The organism is Pradoshia eiseniae, from assembly GCF_002946355.1.
Taxonomy (GTDB): domain Bacteria; phylum Bacillota; class Bacilli; order Bacillales; family Pradoshiaceae; genus Pradoshia; species Pradoshia eiseniae.
Map to the genome: position 1 here is coordinate 13,179 of NZ_PKOZ01000006.1, position 20,993 is coordinate 34,171.

The 20,993-nt window shown below is 42.3% G+C and carries 20 protein-coding genes and 1 other annotated feature; all 20 genes read right to left on the reverse strand.

Going from position 1 to position 20,993, the window contains the following annotated elements; translation table 11 throughout:
* Window positions 1-8: 8 nt before the first annotated feature.
* Complete coding sequence (locus tag CYL18_RS11180; RefSeq protein WP_104849601.1) at window positions 9-923, reverse strand: RluA family pseudouridine synthase; 915 nt, start codon at window positions 921-923, stop codon at window positions 9-11.
* A complete protein-coding gene (gene lspA / locus CYL18_RS11185; protein WP_104849782.1) occupies window positions 895-1,386 on the reverse strand; it encodes a signal peptidase II in 492 nt (163 codons plus the stop codon). Before lspA ends, CYL18_RS11180 begins: the two co-directional genes overlap by 29 nt.
* 142 nt (window positions 1,387-1,528) lie before the next feature.
* A complete protein-coding gene (gene ileS / locus CYL18_RS11190) occupies window positions 1,529-4,303 on the reverse strand; it encodes an isoleucine--tRNA ligase (RefSeq protein ID WP_104849602.1) in 2,775 nt (924 codons plus the stop codon).
* 71 nt (window positions 4,304-4,374) lie between these two features.
* Window positions 4,375-4,612 (reverse strand) — a binding site (T-box leader).
* Between the two features lie 61 nt (window positions 4,613-4,673).
* Entirely contained in the window at window positions 4,674-5,183 is a 510-nt protein-coding gene (locus tag CYL18_RS11195) for a DivIVA domain-containing protein (RefSeq protein ID WP_104849603.1), read from the reverse strand.
* Window positions 5,184-5,269: 86 nt separating this feature from the next.
* Window positions 5,270-6,043: a YlmH family RNA-binding protein gene (locus CYL18_RS11200; protein WP_104849604.1), complete on the reverse strand. Its 774-nt coding sequence runs from the start codon at window positions 6,041-6,043 to the stop codon at window positions 5,270-5,272.
* A gap of 70 nt (window positions 6,044-6,113) precedes the next feature.
* Window positions 6,114-6,374 (reverse strand): YggT family protein, encoded by a 261-nt coding sequence (locus CYL18_RS11205; protein WP_104849605.1) that lies wholly within the window; start codon window positions 6,372-6,374, stop codon window positions 6,114-6,116.
* Between the two features lie 8 nt (window positions 6,375-6,382).
* Window positions 6,383-6,829 (reverse strand): cell division protein SepF, encoded by a 447-nt coding sequence (locus tag CYL18_RS11210; protein ID WP_104849606.1) that lies wholly within the window; start codon window positions 6,827-6,829, stop codon window positions 6,383-6,385.
* Window positions 6,830-6,845: 16 nt separating this feature from the next.
* Window positions 6,846-7,520: a YggS family pyridoxal phosphate-dependent enzyme gene (locus CYL18_RS11215; protein WP_104849607.1), complete on the reverse strand. Its 675-nt coding sequence runs from the start codon at window positions 7,518-7,520 to the stop codon at window positions 6,846-6,848.
* A gap of 5 nt (window positions 7,521-7,525) precedes the next feature.
* Window positions 7,526-8,347 carry a peptidoglycan editing factor PgeF gene (gene pgeF, locus CYL18_RS11220; protein WP_104849608.1) on the reverse strand — a complete coding sequence of 274 codons (822 nt, stop codon included), beginning with the start codon at window positions 8,345-8,347 and terminating at the stop codon, window positions 7,526-7,528.
* Between the two features lie 74 nt (window positions 8,348-8,421).
* Entirely contained in the window at window positions 8,422-8,655 is a 234-nt protein-coding gene (locus CYL18_RS11225; protein WP_104849609.1) for a YlmC/YmxH family sporulation protein, read from the reverse strand.
* A gap of 264 nt (window positions 8,656-8,919) precedes the next feature.
* Window positions 8,920-9,693, reverse strand: coding sequence for an RNA polymerase sporulation sigma factor SigG (gene sigG / locus CYL18_RS11230; protein WP_146102844.1), 774 nt, complete (start codon window positions 9,691-9,693; stop codon window positions 8,920-8,922).
* A 157-nt stretch (window positions 9,694-9,850) separates the two neighbouring features.
* Window positions 9,851-10,570 (reverse strand): RNA polymerase sporulation sigma factor SigE, encoded by a 720-nt coding sequence (gene sigE, locus CYL18_RS11235; RefSeq protein WP_104849783.1) that lies wholly within the window; start codon window positions 10,568-10,570, stop codon window positions 9,851-9,853.
* Window positions 10,571-10,604: 34 nt separating this feature from the next.
* Complete coding sequence (gene spoIIGA, locus CYL18_RS11240) at window positions 10,605-11,534, reverse strand: sigma-E processing peptidase SpoIIGA (protein ID WP_161497128.1); 930 nt, start codon at window positions 11,532-11,534, stop codon at window positions 10,605-10,607.
* A 215-nt stretch (window positions 11,535-11,749) separates the two neighbouring features.
* On the reverse strand, window positions 11,750-12,913 hold the full coding sequence (gene ftsZ, locus CYL18_RS11245) for a cell division protein FtsZ (protein ID WP_104849612.1): 1,164 nt from the start codon (window positions 12,911-12,913) through the stop codon (window positions 11,750-11,752).
* Window positions 12,914-12,949: 36 nt separating this feature from the next.
* Entirely contained in the window at window positions 12,950-14,239 is a 1,290-nt protein-coding gene (gene ftsA / locus CYL18_RS11250) for a cell division protein FtsA (protein WP_104849613.1), read from the reverse strand.
* A 556-nt stretch (window positions 14,240-14,795) separates the two neighbouring features.
* The gene (locus CYL18_RS11255) at window positions 14,796-15,584 is read right to left on the reverse strand and encodes a cell division protein FtsQ/DivIB (protein WP_236636412.1); all 789 of its coding nucleotides are present in this window, start codon (window positions 15,582-15,584) and stop codon (window positions 14,796-14,798) included.
* 545 nt (window positions 15,585-16,129) lie between these two features.
* Window positions 16,130-17,221 carry an undecaprenyldiphospho-muramoylpentapeptide beta-N-acetylglucosaminyltransferase gene (gene murG / locus CYL18_RS11260; protein WP_104849615.1) on the reverse strand — a complete coding sequence of 364 codons (1,092 nt, stop codon included), beginning with the start codon at window positions 17,219-17,221 and terminating at the stop codon, window positions 16,130-16,132.
* A 205-nt stretch (window positions 17,222-17,426) separates the two neighbouring features.
* A complete protein-coding gene (gene spoVE / locus CYL18_RS11265; protein ID WP_104849616.1) occupies window positions 17,427-18,527 on the reverse strand; it encodes a stage V sporulation protein E in 1,101 nt (366 codons plus the stop codon).
* Window positions 18,528-18,661: 134 nt separating this feature from the next.
* Window positions 18,662-20,014: a UDP-N-acetylmuramoyl-L-alanine--D-glutamate ligase gene (murD, locus tag CYL18_RS11270; protein ID WP_104849617.1), complete on the reverse strand. Its 1,353-nt coding sequence runs from the start codon at window positions 20,012-20,014 to the stop codon at window positions 18,662-18,664.
* Complete coding sequence (gene mraY, locus CYL18_RS11275) at window positions 20,015-20,989, reverse strand: phospho-N-acetylmuramoyl-pentapeptide-transferase (protein ID WP_104849618.1); 975 nt, start codon at window positions 20,987-20,989, stop codon at window positions 20,015-20,017.
* Window positions 20,990-20,993: the final 4 nt, after the last annotated feature.

Sequence of the window (20,993 nt, forward strand, 5' to 3'; positions counted from 1 at the left end):
TCCACTTGTCAACGATCAATTCGTAATGTTTCCAAAAATTCGATGAAGTAAGCTGGAAGAGGGGCTTCAAATTCTAAATACTCCTCTGTTCTCGGATGAACAAATCCGAGAACCGCTGCATGTAATGCCTGTCCATTCAAATCAACCGTCTTCCTCGGTCCATACTTCGGATCTCCAGCAAGCGGATAGCCTATATATTTCATATGAACGCGAATCTGATGTGTTCTTCCCGTTTCTAGCTGGCATTCAATGAATGTGAAATCACGGAAGCGCTCAAGCACATGGAAATGTGTCACCGCATGGCGGGAATTGTCATCCGTTACGGTCATGCTTTGGCGATCGCGCTTATCACGTCCAATCGGAGCGTCAATCGTGCCCGCATCATGCGGAATAACGCCATGAACGAGTGCATTATACTTTCTCGTCACCGTCTTCTCCTGAAGCTGCTTGACCAGTTTCTCATGAGCCATATCATTCTTTGCGACCATCAGAAGTCCTGAGGTGTCTTTATCGATGCGGTGCACGATACCAGGACGCATGACACCATTAATCCCTGATAAATCTTTGCAATGATACATAAGCGCATTCACTAATGTACCGCTCGTGTGCCCAGGTGCCGGATGCACGACCATTCCCTTTGGCTTGTTCACGACGATGACATCCGCATCCTCATAATAAATATCAAGCGGAATATCCTCAGGCGTAATATCAAGCTCTTCTGGCTCCTCAATTGTAATCTCGATGGAATCGCCTTCCTGGCATTTATAATTCGCTTTAGAGGCAGTACCATTTACCAGTACATTTCCTGCTTTAATCCATTGCTGCACCTGCGAGCGTGACCATTCTTCATTGATGAGGGAGAGGATTTTATCAAGCCTTTGCCCCTTTTGTTCTTCACTTATTTGTATCTTTTGATTGTCCATTCGTTAACTCCTTAGCTCTTCTTTCTTCCATAAACATCGCGATAATCAGTAAGACAACACCGACGCACAAGGAAGCGTCCGCTATATTGAAAACCGGGAAGCTGTATGAAAAAATATACATGTGGAAGAAATCCACTACTTCCTGTCTGAATAAGCGGTCGATAAAGTTCCCGATGGCCCCTCCTAAAATGAGGCCAAGCGAAACGCCTGTCAGCTTATCTGCGGCATATTTTTTGATATAGTACACAATTCCGACGATAACGATTGCTGTCACGATATAAAAGAACCACATCTGCCCTTGCAGGATTCCCCATGCCGCACCGCGGTTACGATGTGATGTAATATAAAAAATATTCTCAAGGACAGGAATGCTTTCCCCGTACTCCATATATTTCACAATCATCCATTTCGTCAATTGATCGATCAGAATGATGATCAAGGCAATTCCGTAATATACACGCAACACCTTAAAACCGCCCCCTGCCTACTTATAATGTCCTAACCATGCATAAAAATTGTAGCATACCATCTCGTAAAAAACGAACCTGGACAAACAGATAGGCCCTTTTCGCATAAAGAAAAAGGGCCTAAAAGCTTCTACATCCTTATCCTAATTCCGGATATTCAGCATCTACGACTGATGCACAGCGTTCACATAGAGTTGGATGTTTTTCATTTGCGCCAACCTCTTCACTGATATTCCAGCAGCGTTCGCAAGTCTCGCCCTCCGCTTTTTCGATAAGAATAGCGGCATGCTCCAATTTAAGGGCATTTTCCGGTGCATTATAGACGGAGCCGGACAGCTCCACTTTAGAAACGATGAATAATTGCTCCAGACTTTCTTTGATTCCAGCGAGCAATTCCTTCACTTCTTCATCTACATATAGTGTAACCTTTGCATTAAGCGATTTACCGATTACTTTGGCGTTACGCGCTTCTTCCAATGCCTTTAAGACGTCATCTCGAAGGTTCATGAAACGATCCCATTTCTCTTCAATTGTCTTAGCATTCTCATAGGTTTCAACAGATGGCATATCTGTTAATTGAACACTATTCACTTCTTTGTCTTGGATGAATGCCCATACTTCGTCAGCTGTATGAGGAAGGATTGGAGCAACCATCTTCACAAGCTTAATCAGGCATTCATGAAGAACTGTTTGGATGGCTCTTCTTCCTGTACTTGCTTCTGCATCGCAATAAAGAATATCTTTCGCATAATCCAGGTAGAAGGAGCTTAAGTCTTGCGTACAGAAGTTATTGATACCATGGTAGACATCGGCAAATTGATAGCGATCATATCCATTTTGTACTTGCTCGACCAAACGATTGAGCTTGATGAGCATATATTTATCAACTTCACGGAGATTCTCATAGCTTACCGCATCACTAGCCGCATTGAATCCATTCAAGTTACCTAATAGGAAACGGAAGGTGTTTCTAATCTTGCGGTATACTTCTGATACTTGTTTCAAGATATTGTCGGACACACGGACGTCTGCTTGGTAATCCACGCTTGCTACCCATAAGCGAAGGATGTCCGCACCCATTTGCTGAATAACCTTCAATGGATCAACCGTGTTCCCGAGTGATTTACTCATCTTGCGACCCTCGCCATCAAGTGTAAAGCCATGAGACAGAATGCCTTTATAAGGTGCTTTTCCTGTCACTGCTACAGCTGTTGTCAAGGATGAGTTAAACCAGCCGCGGTATTGGTCAGAGCCTTCCAAGTAAAGGTCAGCCGGTCTTTCAAGATCTTCTCTAGCTTCAAGGACAGATTGGTGGGATGAACCGGAGTCAAACCAAACGTCCATGATATCTGTTTCCTTCGTGAATTTGCCGTTCGGGCTTCCTTCATGAGTGAATCCTTCAGGAAGAAGATCCTTCGCTTCTCTTTCAAACCAAACCGTTGAACCATGCTCTTTAAATAATTGTGCCACATGTTCAATTGTTTCATCAGTAATGATTGCATCACCGTTTTCTGCATAGAAGACCGGGATTGGAACACCCCACGCACGCTGGCGGGAGATACACCAGTCACCGCGGTCACGAACCATATTGAATAGGCGTGTTTCGCCCCATGCCGGCACAAATTTCGTCGCCTTGATTTGCTCAAGCAGCTGCTCTCTGATTTGGTCGATGGAAGCAAACCATTGATCTGTCGCACGGAAGATAGTCGGCTTTTTCGTTCTCCAGTCATGCGGATAGGAGTGTGTAATGAAATCAAGCTTAAGCAATGCGCCATTTTCTGCTAGCTTATCTGTGATTTCCTTATTCGCTTTATCATAGAACAACCCTTCAAATCCAGGCGCTTCCGCTGTCATATGGCCTTTCTCATCTACAGGAGCAAGAACGCCAAGATTATACTTCTGACCAATGATGAAGTCATCTTCCCCATGACCAGGTGCTGTGTGGACACAGCCAGTACCAGCATCAGTCGTAACATGCTCTCCGTTCATCACGAGGGAATCACGGCCATATAAAGGATGTTTAGCAACTGTATATTCAAGCTCGCTTCCTTTAAGCGTTTTCTCTACCTCTGCCGTTTCCCATCCTAATGTTTCCTTAACAGATGGCAATAAAGCTTCAGCAACGATATAACGAGTTCCTTCTGCATTCACAACCACATAGTTCAAACGAGGGTGTACGGAAATACCAAGGTTCGCCGGAATAGTCCAAGGTGTTGTTGTCCAGATGATATATTTCGCGTCCTCAGGCACAACTCCTTTTCCATCCTTCACATCAAAGGCAACATAGATGGAGGCAGATTTCTTATCATGATATTCAATCTCCGCCTCAGCAAGTGCTGATTCACTGGATGGAGACCAATATACCGGTTTAAGGCCTTTATAGATATAGCCTTTCTTTGCCATATCACCAAATACCTTAATTTGCTCTGCTTCGTATTCAGGCTTAAGGGTGATATACGGATTTTCCCAATCCCCTCTTACGCCAAGACGCTTGAACTGCTCGCGCTGATTATTGATTTGCGTATACGCATACTCTTCACAAAGCTTCCGGAATTCCGCAATGGACATTTCCTTGCGGTTTACCTTTTTGTTTTTTGTGAGAGCCGTTTCAATCGGAAGTCCATGTGTATCCCAGCCAGGTACATAAGGAGCATGATAGCCGCTCATAGATTTATAGCGGACGATGAAATCCTTTAAAATCTTATTCATCGCGTGCCCGATATGGATGTTTCCGTTCGCATATGGAGGACCATCATGAAGAATGAATTTCGGAAGGTCTTTCGTGCGCTCTTGCACTTGTTTATAAATATCCTCCTCATTCCATTTTTCTTGCATTTGAGGTTCTCTGTTCGGCAGATTCCCGCGCATTGGGAATTCTGTCTTTGGCATTAACAATGTGTCTTTTAATTCCATTACATTCACTCCAGTCGATATCCAATATTAGTTGGAATCTTTATAAAATACAAAAAGCCCTTCCATCCCGGTAAAGGGACGAAAAGGCTTGAATTTCCGCGGTACCACCCTTATAGAATATCAGTTCTTACATGATATTCCGCTTGGAATTCGTAACGTGAATGACTCGCCGTTCCCTACTCACTCTATCGAGAGCTTCGAGAGCGGACTCGGGGATGATCTTCCATGCAGCGTCTTTTACCAGGCTCCCACCTGCCCCGGCTCGCTAAAAAAGATTAGCTCATGTACTGTTCCCGTCTTCGTTTTGTCATATTATCAATGATTCGTGAATGTATTATATTCAATAATCACCCTAAAAGTCAAGAGGACCTTACATTTCTTCTTCTAAATCAATATTAAGCTCCGTTGCGTCTACATCGTATTTCAAAAGCTTATCCCAATCCTCGCTATTCAAGAGGTCAAGCTGAGCCTCAACGAGCATTTTAAAGCGCATTCTGAATACTTTGGACTGCTTTTTCAAGTCTTCAATCTCGATCGCAATCTTCCTAGCCTTTGAGAGCGCCTCATTTACAATGCGGTCAGCATTCTTCTCGGCTTCCTTCATAATGAGCTTTGCTTCTTTTTGTGAGTTGCGTTTAACATCTTCCCCAGCTTCCTGGGCAATTACTATTGATTTATTCAACGTCTCCTCGATGCTTGAGAAATGCTCAAGGCGTTGCTCTAATTCTACGACTCTGTCTTCCAATTCTTTCTTTTCTCTGATGACCAATTCATAATCCTTAATAATCTGGTCGAGGAATTCATTCACTTCATCTTCATCGTAACCGCGGAATCCTCTGCCGAATTCCTTATTATGTATGTCTAGCGGTGATAATGGCATATACTGCACCTCCGAATACTAAGTCTTATCTACATTATTATACTATGCTTTCGACACGAATGGTGATAAACCTTTTAAATTCTCAATTATTTTTGTAACCCTATGACGATTTTCCATTTATCTCTTTTCGTTTTTCCATCAATGGCCAGCACTTTTATACGACCTGTTCCACGGATGGAAATCACATCTCCCTGCTTCAATTCGTAAGAGGAGGATTCTATCTGACGATGGTTCACCTTTACACGTCCTTGTCCAATGAGCATTTGGCTCTTTTGACGAGAGAAGGATACCGCATTTGCTATTACATTGTCCAGGCGAAGAGAAGATGACGTAATCGGAAGCTCCTTCCAGGATTCATTCACTTCAATAAGTTGATTAGAGCTGATTGATCTACATTTCACGCCGATATTGCCGACTTTTGTCAAATTGGCCTCCATATAGGCCGCAATGGTTCTTTCGACAGCAAATTGAACCGTCTCACCCTCAATCCATATATCACCATACAGCTCTCTTTTTACTCCAAGCGACATGAGTGTACCAAGCACTTGCCGATGATCGATCGTCGCAAACTTGGAGGGATAGGATAATTGATAGAATGCAATCTCATAATCCTCCTCATTCGGTGTATAATAGTCCGGAAATAAAATGGCGCGTTTTCGTTCAGCATTCTCTCCCCCGCCGAAAAAAGAAACACGGACATCCCCCTCTTTACCAATCAACATCCGAATGATTTCCGCTTCACGCGGGTTTAAAAAATCTGTTAATTTGGGTGCATATTGCTCCCTAACCTGCTCTGCCCAGCCAAGGACTTGGTCAATAAAGTCCTTCTCCTCAGGACGAAAATGCTGATAAATATCCATCCCAACTGTCCTCCTTGATGAAAAACAAAAGCTCCCAATCCTTATTAAGGGGGAGCTTACAGTTTCGTTTCTAGAAATAATATTGCAATGCAATAATCCCGCGTGCTGCCATATTCAAAACAAGAATAGCCACCAACGGGGAAATATCAATCATGCCAAGCGGCGGAATAATCCTTCTAAACGGCTCTAGAAATGGTTCACATATACGGGCGAGCACTGAACCAATGCTCGATTCACGCGCACCTGGGAACCAGGACATTAAAATATAGATAATCAACGCCCAACTGTATAATTCAACCAATGTGCCTGCAATTCTAAGAATAAAATCCATTTATTTAACTACCACCTTACATCCTCCAGCTCGTCCTCTTGCGCATAACCAGAAATCGAACCAGAAACATCAACATTTTCAGGAGTGCATAAAAAGATATTCGAACCAATTCGCTGAATATCACCAGCAATCGCATACACTGTACCGCTCAGGAAATCCACGATACGGCGAGCCTGATCTGGTGAAATCCTTTGAAGATTCACCACGACACCGCGGCGATTTTTGAGATGATCAGCTATCTCCTGAGCATCCGCATAAGCTCTTGGCTCTAGCAATACTAATTTCGATGATTTCTGGACGCTTTGCAAACTCACTACATTTTGCTGTTTATTTGCTTGGTCGGCTGATTTATTTGTTTTCATAGGAGTTGCTTCCTCTTGAACATAATTTTCTTCATATTCATATTCTTCATCGTCAAGAGCAAAGAAAGTTTTCACTTTAGATACGATTGACATATATTACACCTCTTTCTTATTCATTCCCTACCAGGGCAGTTCCAATTCTGACCATTGTTGAACCTTCTTCAACAGCAATCTCAAAATCATTTGACATTCCCATTGATAATTCGCGGCAAGGGGCATACGGCAACAATAAGTTCTGTATTTGAACTTGCAAGTTCTTCAAATCTTTGAAACATTGACGAATTACATCATGATTATCGGTTAATGGTGCCATTGTCATCAAACCAATGATCCTTATTTTATCAAAGTTTGCAAGTTGTTTAACAAATTCTATTGTTTCTTGAGGGGTTATACCATGTTTAGTATCTTCTCCGCTGACATTGACCTGAACAAGGCATTCGACAGGATTTTCTGCCCTTTTCTGGATCTCTTCCGCCAGCGAGATGCGGTCAAGTGAATGAATAATATTTACTTTATCAATGATGCTCTTGACCTTTCTTGTTTGCAGTGAACCGATGAAATGCCATATCGGCTGTTCATCAAAGAACTCACGCTTAGCGAGTATACCCTCTGAACGGTTTTCTCCGAGGTTCCGGATTCCCGCTTCATACGCTTCTTTGGCACGTGCGGCTGTAACGTATTTCGTAACCGCGATGATCTTAATGTCACCAGGATTTCGTCCCGCTCGCTCCGCTGCCTCATTGATGCGCGTTTCAATATTATGTAGATTGCTGGCAACATCCATTACGTTTATTCCTCCTTAAAGCCAATAAAGCCCATCATTCGCCCTGTTTTCCCTGAATCTCTCCGATGGGAGAAAAAGAGCGTTTCGTCGCAGCTTGTACACAACTCAGATGTGATGATGTTCTCATTCAAGATACCGGATTTATGAAGAATTAACGCATTTGCCTTCTTTAAATCAAGCGAAAATTGTGATTCTGTAATTTGATTATAAGCGGTTTTTGTCTCTTCTTCTAGTATTACCTTTAACAAGTCAATAATTTTTTTGTCGACCATGTAGCATTTGGGACAAATAGATGGACCAATTGCTACATAAATATCCTCAGCAGGAATCCCTTCCACCCTTGTCCATTTTTCGACCATCGCTTTTGAGATTCCTCCAACTGTTCCCTTCCACCCAGCATGGGCGGCGCCAACCAGATGATGCTTTGGGGCAAAAAAGAACACAGGAACGCAATCAGCAAACAAGAGCGTCAATAATATGCCGTTTTCCTTCGTATACATTCCATCTGTCTGTTTTAAGGCAGTGGCATAATCCAAGGCACCTAATCCTGCTTCTGAAGCCGTTATCTTCACGATATTCGTTTCATGGGTTTGCTCGGCCCCGACCCATTTCTCAGCCGGCACATGAATTCTCTCGGCCAATATTTTCCTGTTGCTGACAACATCATCAGCCAAATCATTCACATGAAAGGCTGGATTCATCGAATGAAAATAACCCCTGCTTATACCGCCATCCTTTGTCGTAAAGCCTGCAGCCAGATTGGGGTACTTATCCGTCCATGGTCTTATGGATAAAATTGATTCAGATGTTCGTACAAACGATTCCACTATTGAACTCCTTGACTTTTTCTTTCATTTTATCATAAACCGTCATATTATGCTCTACTTGGTTGACTCGCCTCCTATAGGCGATATTCTACCAAAATGACATCTTCGCCAATCATCTTAATCTTATTCCAAGGGATGACAATTTCCTCTTCTTTGTTCAAGAAAGAAAGCATTCTTCCTGTTCCGACCGTTATACTGTCAATTCTTCCTGTATGCAAATTAATATCAATATCTCCCACATTACCAAGCCGCTTTCCATCAAGTGTATTAACGATGTCTTTTACCTGGAATTCCGAAATTTTAATCATGGCTGATACCACCTATTCACATAAAGAGATTTATGACAGTATATGCTGTTCTAGGCAGATACAGAACCCCTCGTTACCAGGTACATCCTGGCATACCACCTTTTTCTATTCCCTTGCCGGTATGCTCGAAAACCTATTATACGCATGCAAAAAAAAGAGGAGGAGAGCATTCACTCTCCTCCATCCATACTGTAACTGCTGTTATGCCAGGCCAAAAATTAAGAATGACTTGTCCGCTTAAATCTCGGCCTGCGACAACCGCTCTTATATATTTTTGTTCATTTGACGTATGGCTGCTTTTTCGAGCCTGGAAACCTGTGCTTGGGATATCCCAATTTCCTCTGCTACTTCCATCTGGGTTTTCCCTTGGAAGAAACGCTTTTTCAGTATCATTTTTTCTCGCTCATTTAGACGTCTCATACCATCCTTAAGCGCAATTTCATTAATCCATGTGCTATCCTTGCTTTTCTCATCACTCAGCTGATCCATGACATAAATAGGATCTCCTCCATCATTGTAGATGGGTTCAAACAAGGATACAGGATCTTGAATGGCATCCAATGCAAACACAATTTCCTCATACGTTACATTAAGCTCTTTTGCGATTTCCTCTGACGTAGGTTCTCTTGATGTTTCACTTGTCAGCCGTTCCCTGACCTGGAGAGCCTTATAGGCAATGTCCCTAAGCGACCTTGAAACCCTGATGGGGTTATTATCCCGCAAATAGCGGCGAATCTCCCCAATAATCATTGGTACAGCATAGGTTGAGAATTTAACATTCTGGCTTAAATCGAAGTTATCAATAGACTTCATCAGCCCGATGCATCCGACCTGAAAAAGGTCATCGACGAATTCGCCGCGGTTATTGAAACGCTGAATGACGCTTAAAACAAGTCTCAGGTTCCCATTGACGAGCTTTTCCCTTGCGCTTCTCTCACCCGCCTGCATCTGTTTAAACAATTCCCGCATTTCTTCATTTTTTAATACTGGTAATTTGGATGTATCCACACCACATATCTCTACTTTGTTTCGAGTCAATCCATTCCCTCCTAGCAGGAACTGATGTACAAAGTAAAGTATCTCCCTCGGGAGAAATTATATTCATATAAAAAAATGAAGATGCAGACAATCTAGGCAGGATAAAGCAAGTGCTCAGCGCTCTTTCTTATTTCCGGCAAAAAAATAAAATGTCTTATTAAACCATTTTATTAAACTCCTTGCGTAACCGTTTAATAATTCTCTTTTCCAATCTTGAAATATAAGATTGCGAAATCCCTAGCAAGTCAGCAACATCCTTTTGCGTCTTTTCTTCTCCGCCGACGAGGCCAAACCGGAGCTCCATGATTTGTTTCTCACGGTCATTTAACTGATCAAGCGCTTTCAAAAGAAGTTTCTTATCAATGGTAGATTCCAAATTTTTCGTAATGATATCATCATCTGTTCCAAGCACATCAGAAAGCAGCAATTCATTTCCGTCCCAATCAATGTTTAACGGTTCATCAAAAGAAACTTCCGAACGTGTTTTGCTGTTGCGCCGCAAATACATCAAGATTTCATTCTCAATGCAGCGAGATGCATAGGTAGCCAATTTTATCTTCTTTTCCGGATTAAATGTATTTACCGCTTTGATTAATCCAATGGTGCCAATGCTGATAAGATCCTCAATATTTATGCCTGTATTCTCAAATTTCCTCGCTATGTAGACGACGAGTCTGAGATTGCGTTCTATCAGGATGGCTCTCGCCGTTTCATCCCCTTTTGGGAGCTTATGAATGAGAATCTCTTCTTCTTCCTTGCTTAACGGCGGCGGTAGGGCTTCACTTCCCCCTATATAATAGACTTCTTTTGATTTGATTCTTAACTTAACTAAGATTTTTGTCCAATAGTATGAGATCTTAAATCGGATATTTTTCATTTTCAGGACCGCCCTTTCCCTTTGTTTGGCATCCTTATGAGGCATGGACCGTACTTGCTGCCGGCACTAGCTTCGGATGAATGATGGCGTCAAAATTTCCATCAGATGATAATTGCTGCTTTGTAAAAGAAATCACACATTTGGATGTTTCCTTGTATTCTCCTAAGACTTCAATATAAAGTGCATCTGGCTTAAACCCTATTAAAAGCTGGTTATCCTCACCTACAACCCGGCAAGGAATAATCCTCATCTTCCCTTGCCATGCATCAGGCAGACCTCCACCCTCATGGCTCATATTCTCTACACCCTTCTCAATCATCGTCACAACTTCTTTTGGAAGAATTTTCTCTTTCCCATGAATCGAGATAATGCAAACAGGGCACCCCGTCAAAGGATCCATTAGCTGATTCCCTGTATCCACCAGTCCTTTCGCCTCAATTTCCAGTCCATTCAATACAATGCGCAAATCGACTGATTGCTTATCACTCCAATTGGCTAGCTCGAGGACCTGTATATGCTTCTTCGTAAAATGCCAGGCAAGCGGAAATCCAATCATGACAAATATCCAGCTTATCGGGTCACCGAAGCTTCCAGAGCCGCTAGCAAAACCATTAAGATAGCCTGCTGCTTTAAAATTAAAAAAATAATAGCAGCCGAGCAGAATGCCGCCAGACATAAAGGTGATTGCATACAAGGTTAGCAGGCGTTTCAAAAATATACCGGGGGCCTTGAAGCCGAAGGCAACGAGCACCATTAATAAGGAAAAGCAACCCTTCAGCCATATTTGATCAGCTAAAAATGCATAAGGCGTAATATACAGCCAAATGATTAATGAGCCTACCAGGCCACCTCCTAACATTCTGATCCAGTTGACCTTTTCCTTCAGCAGCAGCGCCGACCAAACCAATAGCAGAGAATCAAATACAACATTCAGGAACCAAATCGCATCAATGTATATTTCCATGCACCCATCACCTATTTGCATAATGCAGAATATACTAGAAATTATACAGCCCATTCACTTAAAAGGTTGTCATTTCCTGTAAAGCAGACAAGCTCTTTTTATTTGTGATTTCAGCACTATTTGTCGAGATTGCGACATGTCAGAAAGCGAAAAGGGTGCTCCATATCGTCATCATTAAGACGATATGGAGCACCCTTCTGCTAATTTGTATTTAATTATCGGCGACGGTTCCGGTTTCTTAAGAATGTCGGAATATCAAGCGCCTCATCTTGATTATTTTGGCTGCCACTTTGGCTGCTTCTACTAGGTTCTTGAGAATAGGTTTCTCTCTCTTCTCGTTTCGGTGCTTCTCTTTTCACAGGATTGGGGTTAGCTTGAGGTCTTGTTTGGCCAAAGTTTGGTCTGGATGCCGGTCGAGCCTGTTCAACTTCACTGAAGCCAGTTGCAATGACCGTTACGACAATTTCATCCTTCAGGTTCTCATTGATGACAGAACCAAAGATCATATTCACTTCTTGATCAGAGGCAGATGCGACAATATCAGCTGCTTCCTGTACCTCAAACAAGCTTAAGTTTGTTCCGCCTGTAATATTCATCAAGACACCCTGTGCACCATCAATAGATGTTTCTAGAAGCGGACTAGAGATAGCCTTTTTGGCTGCTTCAGCAGCGCGGCTTTCGCCAGATGCCACACCAATACCCATTAAGGCTGATCCTTTATTGGACATGATTGTCTTCACATCGGCAAAGTCAAGGTTAATGAGACCAGGTACAGCAATCAAGTCAGAGATACCTTGTACACCTTGTCTTAAGACATTATCCGCTTCACGGAAAGCTTCAAGCATCGGCGTACTTTTATCAACGATTTCTAAAAGTCGGTCGTTAGGAATGACAATCAATGTATCAACCGATTCTTTCATGGAAGCTATTCCGCCCTGAGCCTGAGTAGAACGCTTGCGGCCTTCAAAGGTAAACGGTCTTGTTACGACACCAACGGTAAGGGCACCGAGTTCACGGGCAATTTGGGCAACAACCGGTGCCGCTCCAGTTCCTGTACCGCCTCCCATACCGGCAGTAACGAATACCATGTCTGCTCCTTCAAGAGCTTGTTCAATTTGTTCTTTGCTTTCTTCAGCAGCTTTTTTACCAACCTCAGGGTTTGCACCTGCTCCAAGTCCGCGAGTCAGCTTGCCGCCAATTTGCATTTTCACTTCTGCTTTGGACAGGTTAAGTGCTTGGGCATCCGTATTCACAGCAATGAACTCAACGCCTTGCAAACCATGTTCAATCATTCGGTTAACGGCATTGTTTCCTCCGCCGCCTACTCCGATTACTTTTATTGTTGCTAACGAATCAATATTTGTATCAAATTCTAGCATGAGTAGTCCTCCTATTTTTTCAGTTAAATATATTCGCTATTCAAAAAACACTCCGAAGAATTTTTTCATCTTGTTGCTCATTTTATCTTCCGGATTTTTCGGTGCTTTTTCTTTTTGTGGTGATTTTTGAGATGGTCTTTTTTCCACCGGCTCACTAGCAGCAGCAACCGTGTGCGCTCCTAATTGAAGACCTTGAGATCTTGCTTTTCTGCAAGCATATGTAATAAGCCCAACAGAAGTTGTATATTGCGGCTCTCTTACCCCGATATAATTAGGTTCTGCCCCTCTGACACGATTTTGGAAAACATGCTGTGCCAAATCAAGTATACCTGGCGTTTTGACGACACCGCCAGTCAAAACATAGCCGCCTAAGAGCTCTTTAACACCCATTCTGGCAATCTCATCTTCTACCATTTCAAAGATTTCGCTGAGTCTTGCCTCCATAATATCAGAAATGACGAATTGATTACACTTCTGCATTTTGTCAGTGCCGATAACAGGAATCGTAAACATCTCTTCCTCGGCATCATCGTCAATGAACGCATGTCCATATCGAATTTTGATTTTCTCTGATTCCTCAGTAGGTGTCTTTAAAACGATGCTGATATCCTTCGTAATCGCATCGCCTCCAAGCGGAATAACGGAAGCTCCCTTCAGTTCTCCATCCTCAAACACAGCAACTGAAGTTGATCCTCCGCCTATATCCACAAGGGCAATTCCCAAATTTCTTTCATCCTTGGATAATACGAGTGATCCCGCCGCCATAGGCTGCAAAGCAATATCAGTTATCTCTAAACCTGCCCGTTCTACCGCGCGCAAAGTATTATGTAAAATGGTTCTTAGGCCGGTAATCAGAACACCCTTCATTTCTAGTCGAACACCGGTCATACCTTTTGGATCGCTTATGTCTTCTATTTCATCTACTTTATAGCTCACTGGAATACAATCAATAATCTCTCTGTCGGATGGGATAGTCACGAGTTCAGCCTGATCCTTCACACGCAGCTTGTCCGCCTCTGTGATTTCCCTGTTTTCATTTGATACCGCAACGACACCGTGGCACGGCTGTAAACGTACATGGTTGGCGCTTATGCCTACGATTACGCGCTGTATTTTCATTCCTACCATTCTTTCAGCCTGCTCTACCGCTTTTCTAATCGACTTGACAGTTTCATCTATGTCAACGATTTGTCCTTTTTTCAAGCCTTCAGATGCAACATTTCCCACGCCGATAATGTTTAAGGAGTTGTTTTCCATCTCTCCTATAATCACTTTCACAGTGGATGTACCGATGTCCAAGCTAACATAATATTCATTGTTGTGCACCCTTTGGCACCTCCTTTAATATAGCAATCTCTATTTATTATCAAGGTTTATGCCAGCCTTTTGCCGCCCTCTCAGCCATACTCAGGCAGAACAGCCATGCTCACTTAGCATACGTTCTGTTTTCATTCGCCTCGAATTGCTAATCGTAGCAGCAGTGAAAGCTAACATAGCCTATATGTCATGTTTTTTGTCTATAAAATACTATTCGCCAAAAGTTTATGAATTCCTGTTTTCCTTTTGGCATTTACTTGCAATTTACAAGGTATTTCGGTTCATTTTGCATTATTTCACAAAAGTAATTCCCTTATGCTGAAAATCGCCTTGTTAAATACAAGTCTACACTAAGATGCACGCCTAGAAAAGCCATATTTATAGCGAAAAATGATATTACAAAAGAAACTTTATTAAATATTATTTAATTTTGTTACTTTTTTTTCATTTTGATGATTTCCCATTGACAAAATGGAGTTTAACTCGTCTTAAATGTCATAAAAAGGACTTTACAACTAATACTTTTTACCCATCTTTATTTAAGAGCAATACGGAGTTCATCTTCCTATTCTTGTTCTTCAGATGCTCCCTCTTCTTCTGTATCGGTTTCATATGCCCTAAAATAAGAGCCTACCTCTAAATCAATGACACCTTTATCCTCTTCACTCAGCTGACTGACAATGGCAGGATAATGAGCCATTTTTTTGGCCAGCGTTTCCCCGCTCGCTGTCACTTCATAGCCGTCATTCATATATAAAGTAATCTTATAGGGCGAGGATTCACTTGGATTAAAATGAATCTCTGAGATAGAATTCATAATTTCCGGTGAAAGATTGTCCAATTGCTCTATAACTGTCTGAAGTGCTTTTCCTTCCTTGAAGGAAACTAGCAAAGGACCTGAATCAGGTATCACTCTTAATTTCTTTTTTAAAATCGTGCCGTTCGCCAAGACAGGATAATAGTTTTTGCCTTCCTGTACATAGGCCGTGTATTCATATTCATCTACTGTAATAACTATCGTATTTGGAAGCTGCCTCGATATTTTAGCCGAGCTCACTTCCTTTTCTTTTTTAATTGCTGAGGTTGCTTGATCCTTTTTAACTTCCCAGAAATTTTCCTCGAGCTGAATGCCGCTTGCTTGGATAATCTCCTTATCGGTCAAATATGAATTTCCTTCAACCTTTATTGCCTGAATTTTGCTTATCGGAGACTGAAAATAAATAATGCTGAAAATCAGCAAAAAGAAAATCGTCAGCAATCCAATCAATCTCCTGTTTGCTTTCTTTTTCCGCATTTGCTTTAATTTCGGAATCCTATCTTCTATGGATACAATATTTTTTTCCAACCCATACACCTCTAATTCACCACGTGTTAAATCCTGCTCAGCATAAAGAAGCAATAACCCAAAATGTTTGCTGAAACACTTAAGAATCCAAGCGGCAACAATAGCACTGATGAAATTGTACACCCATGGTTGGTCTATTTATTTTTATGAAGTTACCATTATTCCCTCTAAATGAGGCATAGTGGTTTATGGTTATTATCTGTCCTTTTGCAGCAGTCTAATGAAGCGAAAGTCTATTCAGTCCTGCGCTGATTTCAAATTTTTGTCAATCCTGTTCAAAAGACCATAGTCAGACACAAAATATGCCTAATTATGAGAAAATTATAACACATCGCAGCTTGTATTTTTTTATTTTTTTTCAATAGAATGATTAATTGATAACGAGATGTGGACGAAGACTTTATCAGCCTCTGCCCGCCAAGCAAAAATATTTCTTTGTGGCATTTATCACTCCAATAAGCAGAAAAGAAAAGGATGAATGCAGCATACCAGTACGGAACGCTTTACATCCAACCTTTTCCCTGTCCCATCCTCATCAATTTCTGGCATTGTTTTTATCGCTTCAAGTCTTTTATGATCTGGAACATCCTCCGAGCTGAATCAGGCATGCCTTTTCGCTTAGCCGCCTCTTTCATCATTTTGTTCTTTTCGCCATCTAGCATGATGTCATCAATCGTTTTCAATAAGGTGTTTCCATTTAAATCACTTTCTTTAATCATCATGGCCGCACCGTCAGCGACTAGTGCCTGTGCATTTTTCTCTTGATGATTATTCGTTACATATGGACTTGGAATCAGGATGCTTGCAATGCCAAGGGCCGTCAGCTCTGCTATGGTGGTTGCACCGGCTCTTGAGACTACTAAATCAACTGCAGGCAATATTTCCGGCATATTGTGGATGAATGGCTTCACAATAATATTCGGCGGTGTACCTACCAGATCCAATTCATCCTTCACAGATTGATAGTGGACCTCTCCCGTAATATAAATCACTTGATATGGCTTATCCTTTAATGCTTCTATATTCTTTAAGACTGCCTCATTAATGGCCTTAGCACCGCGGCTGCCTCCGAAGATCAGCACAACCGGCTTATTCGAATCTATGCCAAGAGATTCTATAGCCCTTGATCCAATATGGGAAACCACCTCTGAACCGCGCGGATTGCCCGTCAAGATGACTTTCTCTTTCGGGAAGAATTGAGCAGACTCCTCAAAGCTGATCGCGACCTTACTCACATAGCGGCTCAAAAATTTATTGGTCAAACCCGGCACACTGTTCTGTTCATGGATAATGGTAGGAACATTCAAACGGGATGCAGCATAGACAACAGGTCCGCACACATATCCTCCAGTCCCAATCACCACATCAGGCTTAAACTGCTTCAACAGCTTCTTGCTTTTTGAGACACCTGTCAAAAACCTCATGATGGTTTTAACATTTTCAAGACTTAAGGACCGTTTGAACCCTGTTATCTCTATGGCTTCAAACGGTATCCCTTCCCTTCTTACCAAATCGCTTTCTAATCCCTTCTCAGTGCCTATGTATAAAAAGCTTGCTTCTGGATTCAATTTCTTGATTTCTCTAGCCAAGGCAAGTGCAGGATAAATATGTCCTCCTGTCCCACCGCCGCTTAATACAATTTTCATTTATATTCACCTTTCAATGCTAATATAGCAACTCTACTGTTTACCCATATTCTACTACACTATAAACGTTGTTTACATAGTATCATTTACATATTATCACGTTTACACCATGAAACAAGGGGTTTTCTGCCCCTCTGTTCCACGGTAATTTTTTGGAACTCCATGTGTAAAATACTACAAAAAAGGGACTTTCTAATGAGCCCCTTTAATAATTTGAATATCGGCTGATGTTCAGCAATACACCAACTGCCATCAGCATTAATGTAAGAGAAGACCCACCATAGCTTAGAAACGGTAGTGTTATGCCTGTTACCGGCATTAAGCCAGTTACAACGCCTATATTAATCATGACCTGTATCGCAATCATCACGATGATTCCAACCGCAAGAAAAGTGCCGAACAAATCAGGCGCACCAAGAGCAATCCGGATTCCTCTCCACAAGAGCAGCGCGAAAAGGAAAATAACGAGTGTTCCTCCGATGAATCCAAGCTCTTCAGATAGAATGGCAAAAATAAAATCTGTTTGCGGCTCCGGAAGGTAAAAGAATTTTTGCCTGCTTTGTCCAAGTCCAAGCCCAAATAATCCGCCTGGACCTATCGCATATAGTGACTGGATGATTTGAAATCCGCTCCCAAGCGGATCCTGCCAAGGATCAAGAAAGGAGGTTATCCGTTTCATCCTGTAAGGGGCAGAAGCAACCAATCCGATAAAGCCAACTATGCCTATCATCGCCAGTCCAGCAAAATGACTGATTCTGGCACCTGCGATGAAAATCATCACAATACATGTCCCAATCATAACGGTACCCGTTCCAAGATCCGGCTGAAGCATAATCAGCGCAAAAGCAATGAACACGAGACCAAGCGATGGAAGAAGCCCATTCTTTAATGAGGTTATGTATTTCTGGCGTTCAGACAAAAACTTAGACAAGAACACAATCATCGCCAGCTTCATAAACTCTGACGGCTGGATGGAAAAAGCCCCAACTCCAATCCAGCTCCTCGACCCATTTCGAACCGTGCCGATACCTGGTATGAGTACCACTAAAAGCAGCACGAAACAAATGATAATAATAGGCTTTGCCCATTTCCGCCAATTCCAATAGTCGATATTCATAATGACAAACATCGCAACAATCCCTACACCCGCAAATAACAGCTGCCTCTTTGCAAAGAAAAAGGTATCGTCAAATTTATAGGTGGCCCATATGGCACTGGCGCTGTACACCATAATAAGACCGATTGACAATAAACTCAGCATGGCAATAATCAATATAAAATCAGGTGTTGTTTTTTTAGCAGGCACTTGGCATGCACCTCACGCATTCTAAATTAGGGATGAACCGGCTTAGTAACAAAAAGAGACGATCATTCCTTGAGTAATCGTCTCTTTTGCTTCATCCGCAAACAGAACATAACGTCCTGTTTTGGAACAAGCCCCTATTTTAACTTATGCACAGCATCCATAAACATGTCACCGCGGACCTCAAAAGTTTTATATTGGTCCCAGCTTGCACATGCAGGAGAAAGCAAAATAGTGTCCCCGCTCTCTGAGAGCTCGTATGCTTCACGAGCTGCCACTCCTACATTATCGACATGTTTAATAATGGCTATTCCTGCTTTTTTCGCTGTTTCTGTCAGTTTGTCTGCAGTTTCTCCAAAAACAATCATTGCCTTGACATTTTGGAGCAGCGGAATAAGCTCATCAAAGCCATTCCCGCGATCTAGCCCTCCCGCAAGCAGAATTAACGGACCATCAAAGGAGGAGATAGCTGCACTTGCCGCAAGGATATTCGTTGCTTTCGAATCATTATAGAATCTGCGTCCATTCAGCTCACGGACAAATTGAGTGCGGTGTTTAACGCCTCCAAAGGTAGTTAATACCTTTTCAATCGCTTCATTGGAAACGCCATAGAGCTTAACAGCCGCAACAGCTGATAAGATGTTCTCAAGATTATGACGTCCAGGAAGGACAACTTTATCCATTTCCATGATTTGTTCTCCGCGGAAGCATATGTACCCATTCTCAGCATATGCCCCATCCCGTTGAATGGAATCTGTGCTGAATGGAACTGAAACGGCAGAGGTTCCTTTCGCAGCAGCCGTTGTCTCTCCTTGTCCTGCGTTATAGATGAAATAATCCTCATTTGTTTGATTGGCTGTAATTCGCGCCTTTGCATTTCCATACTCTTCTTTTGTGCCGTGATAATCCAAATGAGCATCATAAAGATTTAAGAAAACGGCAATATGCGGGCGGAATTCCTTGATCCCCATCAATTGGAAGGATGACAATTCAATGACGATAACATGATCCTTTGTCGCCTCTTGAGCTACACCGCTCGCAACGGTTCCGATATTACCGGCAATCAGCGGATTTTTCCCGCCTTCTTTTAGCATTTCATAAATGAGAGTAGTTGTCGTTGTCTTTCCGTTTGTTCCGGTGATTCCGATAAACGGAGCCTCAGAAACCTTATACGCAAGTTCTACTTCTGTAATTATTGGGATATTTCTCTCCAGTGCCGCTTGTATCATCGGATTTGTGTAGGGAATACCCGGATTTTTGACAACCAGCTCAAAGCCATCATCCAAAAGCTCAATTGGATGGGAGCCGCAGACCACTTTTATCCCCTCCTCCAAAAGACCTTGGGCTTCTGGATTCTCATCAAAGGGCTTGAAGTCATTCACGGTAACAAACGCGCCAAGCTTGTGCAGCAAGGATGCTGCACTCACTCCGCTTTTCGCTAAACCTAACACCAATACTTTTTTCCGAAGAAAGTCATTTATTTGCTTCATCTATAACCACACCTCTATATAGATTCCAAGGATTGATAACAACAATCCGACTGACCAGAAAGTGACGACAACCCTCCACTCAGACCAGCCGCTTAATTCATAATGGTGATGCAGCGGGCTCATCTTAAAGATTCTCTTGCCAGTCGTTTTAAAGGAAGCTACCTGCAGAATAACCGATAATGTTTCAATAACAAATACGCCGCCAATAATGACGAGCAATAATTCAAGCTTCAAAAGGATGGCAACAGTCGCAAGGGCACCCCCAAGAGCAAGGGAGCCTGTATCTCCCATGAAGACCTTCGCTGGGTGAGCATTAAATACTAAAAAGCCCAGTACAGCTCCTACAACTGCCACACAGAAAAGGGCTACCTCATAGTTTTGCTGGTTCCACGCTAAAACGGCAAATGCGCCAAAAGCGATAGCGGATGTCCCGGAAACGAGTCCATCCAATCCATCAGTCAAATTGACTGCATTGGAAAATCCAACAAGCCAGAAAATCACGATGACCACATAGAACCATCCGAAATCGAGCTCATAATCCGTGAATGGAATTCCAATTGCAGTAGATAAATCACTTTGCCTGCAAATGAGATAAAAAATGATAGAAATAACGACTTGGCCGATAAACTTCTGCTTAGATGTCAACCCAAGATTACGCTTCATCGCAATCTTAATGAAATCATCCAAGAAACCGAGAAGCCCAAACCCGATTGTAACAAATAAAAGCAAATAGGTTTCTTCGCTTACCTCTGTAAATTTCCCTGTCATAACCAAGGTCGTCACAAGGATGGCCAAAAGGAATACGATTCCTCCCATTGTAGGTGTTCCTGTTTTCTTCTGGTGTGATTTTGGTCCTTCTTCCCTAATGCTTTGCCCAAATTTGAGCCTTCTAAGAAATGGGATAAAGATTGGAGAGAGCAGAACCGTAATTAAAAATGATACGAGTATCGTAAAAAATAAAACTTGTTCAAGCATTTTC